Here is a 5,602-nt window from a genome sequence, read left to right as displayed (position 1 = left end):
ATTTCTATTCCCTCAAAGTCTTCCGCCGGAACACCTAGTACGGCACTGAGGAAAGCGACTAGCAGATCTTTATTTTTTTCGTCTCCAAAGATTAGCTTGAACACGAAGTCTACTTTTGGTGACATTAGAAATCTATCGTCAGTTGGTGTTTGTTTGGTTTTACTCTTCTTGCTCCCAGCCATATTAACTTCATCCTCTCTCCTCTCTCCAGTTATATAGATATCATTTTAGCAAATCCACCGTAGTTTCACACACTCACCAGCAGACAACCCTTATTATTATCAAAACTAAACCTAACTGCACTATGGCTCCATTATACAACAACGCACATATTAGTTCCATAAAAAGGAATGGTTTGTGCTAGACATTTCTTATTTTTTTATATGTCTCAGTTACCAAGAGGTTCAGAGTTTTGACGAATGTAACTCAACAATATTAAGTAACATAGTCGCCCCCTAAAGGGATTCGACAAATTGCGGGAAGTGCGGGAAGTACCAGTCCCCGACCGAGCGGGAACCGCGAGGCGAGCATTTCGTGGTGTTTTTATTTTCTGGCAGCAGAACCACTTCTGCGAATGTATTATCTTCAGCCTCTTGCTGATCCAGAATTCTAAACTTTTTAATCCAGTAATGGTAAGAGGTATTCTTCAGTCCGTTTTGCAGGCACCACTTCTTTACACTCAGTCCGCTCTGGCGGCATTCTTCGATGCGGACTCGCCAACTTTGTTCCAGGGCTAAATTTCTAGTCATAAAAAACCTCCTGTCTCTATTCACTCTTTTTTACAGAGTAACAAAGATAGGAGATTTTTACGCTACGCTATTTAGTCCACCGCTTACGCGTTAGTTACTATTATAGTTTACTTCAGAGAGATTGTTTTCATAGGCCTGTTTTAATATATGAGTAAGTTTGATTCCTGAATCATAACCTATGGAACCACAAGATATACAAAAGTAGTGTGGAACATTATGAATCAGGATAGTGCGTGACCCAATCTTTTGCTTAACAGTCCCAACCTTATATTCTGCCATTCCACCACATTGACAATGAACAAAATCCATAGACATAATGGGTACTTTCTCCTTCAACATCATCTTCCATCACCTTCTTCTCTCAAGTGTGTTTTCCCAATCACAAAATTGTTATAACTCTAATTTCATTATCGGTTAAAACAGCTAAAACTAAACGTCCATCTGCATTATCATCTTTCTTCCCTTGAATAACCAGCGCAATGTGGGGATATAGATATTTTATACTATCAGTATTTAAAGGATGGTCGTGATCTACATTAAGCCGTACTCCATGAACTCGTCTTACTGTTAAAACACAATTTTTAACTTCTTCTTCATTACTCCAACCTCTTTTGTCTGGGTAGCTTTCGAATGACTCTAAAACCAATCTTTCAATAACATGATCCGAAAAAATTATAGTTGGTTCATTCTCAATAACACTAGCTAATTGCCTACTTAGTTCAAGAAGCCTCGTATTACTAAGACTTATAGGTATTCCCATCGCTATACCATTACCTGATTCTCTGTTAAGTATATCACTATCTTGGCTTAAATTCACTTTCAACTTCAGTAGATTTATCTCTTTACTAGTTAATTTAACTACAATTTCCTGTGATTTTTTCCATCTATATTCTGTTCCCTCAGCAGAAACAAAAACTTCATATTTATCCGTCAAGGAATTACTCATATGGAGTCCTATCTCCCTTATACAAGATTCTATAATTCCTATTCGGCAAAAAGGGAAAGTACCCTGCTTCTGCATAGAAAATATTATATAGTCCTATAACACGCGTTACGTTAAGGAACATGTTCGACAAATTCCGGGAAGTACCAGTCCCCTTGGGCTTCGCTTGGGCTTCAAAAGTCTATAGTTTTTCATCAACTAACCAGGTTATAAAATGATCAACCAATTCCTGCTTTTTCTCATCACACAGCTTGATTTTTTGATTAATTCGAGAAAGCAGGCTGTCATTCGTGTGTCTGAAAATACCCAGCAGGAGGTAATCCGGCGTGATGTTTAGGGCCTCACATAGTTTAAGCAATGTTTCAATGCTGGGAATAGAATGATTGTTTTCTATATTGGAAATGTGGTTGTTGCTAAGTCCCGTGGCTTCTGCGACGTCATCCTGGGTCAGGTTCAACACCTTGCGCCTTTTCGCAATCCGTTCACCTAATTCTTTGTAATCAATCTTCAAATCTTATCACCCTATTTAACTTTATCAATTATGAATATTATTCTTAACAAAGTATAAGGGTATTTATACACTTGTATTTGTATATTTAGGGATATATAATGGTTTTAATACCTTTTTAGTTGTATATAAAATAGGCTTTGGAGGGAGATGTTTTGTTTACTATCGGCATTTGCGATGACAGACCCTTGTGTCGTCATTTATTGGAGGCATTCATTCATTTATATGAAGAAGAAAAGGAGTATTTATTTGATATTTACCAATTTTGCAGTGGTGAAGAGCTTCTCGAAGAACTTAATAAGCATGGGATGATTCTTGACCTTCTTTTTCTTGATAATAGTATGAAAAAGCTGACTGGTCTCGAAACCGCCAAACAAATACGGCAATCCGATTCCATGTCAACATGCAGCATTGTGTTTGTGACATCTGCAGATGATTACCATCAATTTATTCAGGTCCAGCCTTTACAAGTAGTATGCAAGCCCGGTACCCAGGAGCATATTGCTGCTATATTAGACAAGGTTCTGTCCACAAAGTCGTAATAGTAAGCTTCACTTTCTTTAAATCATGGATATAACCACGGATGATCTGTATGATCAAGCTGAAGGATAAGTAATGCTTTTAGAAGTGTAATAATCGATGAGGCACCAGATTCCCAATTTTGGAGGGTGATTTGATAGGGTTGTACCCCAAGCCTGCACCATCCGAAGCCCGTCTACGTATACTGTAATTAAAGCTATTAAAGCTATTCTCGGCGCACAGCCAGCAGGCTGATGCAGCTTTTTGAAGAATATGGAGATCAACTGTTTACTTCCGGCGATGACGTCAGCAGGTCAAATTCGTCGGCGCCGACGAATTTGACCTACTGCCAGGCTCTTCTCCTTCCGGGGATTCAGGAAGATGAGCGGGAGAGATTTTCCATCTTTAATTGTCACTGGACGAACAGAGATTTCCTCTAGTTTTTGTGATGACAGTGATGTTTTTCTATATCCTTGGTCTTTTGGAGCAACGTTCATGTTCTCGGGTTTGACAGTCCGTAGGCACAAGAAGCGCCTCAAAACCTTGTGGCCCAAGGACTTGAGGCACCTGTGGATAACTTGCCGTGTGTCTACGTTTTTGCTCCCTTCTGAAGGGAAATATCCAGTATTTTTGCGGGTTCTGGGATTTCAAGCAAGAAAAGAATCCTCTTTTGAGCCTCGGTTATCTCGGTTCTTTGAATGACTTTTCCGTCCGTTGATTCGTATACGATGAGATGCATATCTTCCAGTTCTGAGCGCAATTGGGGCCAACACAATAGCACATGAGCTCGAATGCGTTCTTCTTTGCGATGGTAGACTGGCCTTAGTTCCAACGTGGTTTTTAGGGTCCGAAACGCCCGCTCAACTTCAAGCAGTTGCTTGTAGCCCAAGGCAATATTTTCAACGGTAAGAGTGTCATCCGATGTACGAATGAGATATTTCCCATCTAGATGCTCCATTTCTTTAACAACTTGGTTATTTATTTTCAGATTACCTTTTGAGTCCATTTTAAGATACTTCTTATATGTAATGTGACTGTTTAGACGACAATGGGCTTTGGTATGCACCGTTCCATCAAGTTCCTTAAGTTTTGCAAGCTCCTCTTTGAGATTATCCAGAAGCTTTTCTCGCTTGGCAGCATCCCGTCGGCCTCTATTGGATTTCGGACGAGCACATAACGAACACCTGCTTCACCATTACCAATGATCACTTCTTTAACATCAAGGTTGTCGCGGACAGTTCGGAATCGTCCAGGATGAGATAGTGCTTTTTCGACGATCGGCTTACCAGCCGTCATCCGTTCTCCAACAATATAGTGACCTCCAGCTTGCTGAAGAACGCGTAGGTTTTCTTCTGATGAAAAACCACGGTCCGCTACAGTAACCACTCGTCCAAGCTTCCAACCGATTAAGTCTCTCTTAACCTCTGGAATCACGGTCATATCCGAGGTATTCCCTGGCCAGGACCAGCATCGTATGGGAATACCATCTCGTGTCACAGCTAAACCAATCACAATTTGGGGAAGGTCGGGACGGCTGTCCTTGGAATGCCCCCGCAGAAAAAGCGGAGCGTTCATAACAAATGATGTTCGACTACAAGGGATCGAAAATATAGAAATAGTAATATTAAATGATTTTGTTGAGTAGTCGAGGGAAGATAACATCTTCCCCTTTTTTGTGATTAGCTAAATCCCTTCCGAATCCGATCATGCCCGTTACGTTAAGTAAGGGCCCTCGTTCAGGGCAGTTTCATGATTGTTCCGAGGTATTGCCGAATTTTTCAGGAAAACAAAGGTTCCAGGACCCTTTCCTGAACGGGGCCCACCGGGAACCGTTCCAGCGAGTAGACCCAGAAACGTGTCGCACCAACCAGTCCCCTACCGAGCCCGGAGTGAGGCGAGTATAGTTTTCACAAGCTAAACAATAAGTTGATAAGTCGGTGTCAGGCACCGGTAGCCTTAGCCTCACCGGTTGCCTTAGCCTTAAGGAATTCGACAAATTGCGGGAAGTGCGGGAAGTACCAGTCCCCTTGGGGAGGAAAAGACGACCCCCGAAGACGAACTTCGAAGGCCTTTTCCGACCCGAGCAGTTCCCTTAGCAGGAAGCACCCACCTCTTTAGGTGGTGTGTAGTTCACTAGTTCCATGTAGTTCCATGTATTACCAGAATAGTATTTCCATCAGTTCCTAGATAGTATATAATTAGACATATACAAAGGATAAAGAACGGGCAAGAATAGATTTTAAACCTTTAAGAAGGAGGGATTCTTGTTGGAAGCCACACAACCTGTTAGACATAGTTCAGTCAACGAGGACTATAGAGTAGTATTGATTCCGAAAGATATGGTGGACTTTATTAAAGAAAAGCTGGGAAAAGATGTACTTTGGGTTTATGATGAGGACTCCAAGGAACTTACGCTCATTAAGCGACCAGATTCCTATACCGAAGCTCTCTCGGGCTTAGGCGCGGAGATGTGGAAAAAGATTGGAGGCACAGACTACATTAGACGGGATAGAGAACAATGGGACGATTAGAAGACGATATCAAGCGGTTTAGCCGCATCGCGATCGATACAAATGCTTTCATATATCTCATGGAGAGACACCCCAAATACTTCACTATAGTGCGAGAGCTATTTAATGCAGTTGAGATTGGTAAAGTTTACGCAGTCTCATCAGTACTACTTATCACAGAAGTTCTCACCAAACCACTTAAAGATGGTAACAGAGGGTTAGCCGATCGATATCTAGCATTTATCAGTACTTTTCCAAACCTCGGGCTAAGAGAAATTGACCAAAATGTTGCACTTCAAGCAGCTAAACTTAGAGCCCAATATGGATTTAAGACCCCTGACGCATTGTTTATCGCAACAGCAATAGAAGAAAA

At 41.3% G+C, this 5,602-nt stretch carries 10 protein-coding genes and 1 pseudogene; 4 read left to right on the top strand and 7 right to left on the bottom strand.

The features are described from left to right. From JL57_RS14670 to JL57_RS14650, 5 genes are all read right to left on the bottom strand, one after another. On the bottom strand, nt 1-182 hold a 182-nt coding region (locus JL57_RS14670), incomplete at its 3' end, for a PD-(D/E)XK nuclease family transposase (protein ID WP_034142777.1). Nucleotides 183-455: 273 nt separating this feature from the next. Further along, nucleotides 456-749, bottom strand: coding sequence for an IS66 family insertion sequence element accessory protein TnpA (locus JL57_RS14665; protein WP_291300119.1), 294 nt, complete (start codon nt 747-749; stop codon nt 456-458). A 90-nt stretch (nt 750-839) separates the two neighbouring features. After that, nucleotides 840-1,091 carry a YgiT-type zinc finger protein gene (locus JL57_RS14660; RefSeq protein ID WP_034142776.1) on the bottom strand — a complete coding sequence of 84 codons (252 nt, stop codon included), beginning with the start codon at nt 1,089-1,091 and terminating at the stop codon, nt 840-842. Nucleotides 1,092-1,128: 37 nt separating this feature from the next. Beyond that, on the bottom strand, nt 1,129-1,695 hold the full coding sequence (locus JL57_RS14655) for a hypothetical protein (RefSeq protein WP_034142775.1): 567 nt from the start codon (nt 1,693-1,695) through the stop codon (nt 1,129-1,131). Nucleotides 1,696-1,873: 178 nt separating this feature from the next. Further along, nucleotides 1,874-2,203, bottom strand: coding sequence for a helix-turn-helix domain-containing protein (locus JL57_RS14650; protein ID WP_034142774.1), 330 nt, complete (start codon nt 2,201-2,203; stop codon nt 1,874-1,876). A gap of 152 nt (nt 2,204-2,355) precedes the next feature. Between JL57_RS14650 and JL57_RS14645 the strand changes: the two genes are divergently transcribed. Both JL57_RS14645 and JL57_RS34515 read left to right on the top strand, forming a co-directional pair. Continuing rightward, entirely contained in the window at nt 2,356-2,742 is a 387-nt protein-coding gene (locus JL57_RS14645) for a LytTR family DNA-binding domain-containing protein (protein WP_034142773.1), read from the top strand. Nucleotides 2,743-2,943: 201 nt separating this feature from the next. Further along, nucleotides 2,944-3,123, top strand: a pseudogene (locus JL57_RS34515) (DUF3102 domain-containing protein); the annotation flags it as partial. A 185-nt stretch (nt 3,124-3,308) separates the two neighbouring features. On the opposite strand, the gene JL57_RS34510 reads toward JL57_RS34515, so the two are convergent. Both JL57_RS34510 and JL57_RS34505 read right to left on the bottom strand, forming a co-directional pair. After that, entirely contained in the window at nt 3,309-3,725 is a 417-nt protein-coding gene (locus tag JL57_RS34510; protein WP_291300118.1) for a transposase, read from the bottom strand. Nucleotides 3,726-3,757: 32 nt separating this feature from the next. Then, a complete protein-coding gene (locus tag JL57_RS34505; protein WP_291300117.1) occupies nt 3,758-4,294 on the bottom strand; it encodes a transposase in 537 nt (178 codons plus the stop codon). 692 nt (nt 4,295-4,986) lie between these two features. On the opposite strand from JL57_RS34505, the gene JL57_RS14635 reads away from it, so the two are divergent. Beyond that, nucleotides 4,987-5,250, top strand: a complete 264-nt coding sequence (locus JL57_RS14635) for a hypothetical protein (RefSeq protein WP_034142772.1) — start codon at nt 4,987-4,989, stop codon at nt 5,248-5,250. Beyond that, nucleotides 5,238-5,602, top strand: a 365-nt coding sequence (locus JL57_RS14630; protein WP_034142771.1) for a PIN domain-containing protein, incomplete at its 3' end; no start/stop codon positions are given. The genes JL57_RS14635 and JL57_RS14630, both read left to right, overlap by 13 nt.

It is taken from the genome of Desulfosporosinus sp. BICA1-9 (genome assembly GCF_000802135.1).
Note: the sequence above shows the minus strand (reverse complement) of the source record. Positions and strands in the feature narration are given on the sequence as shown.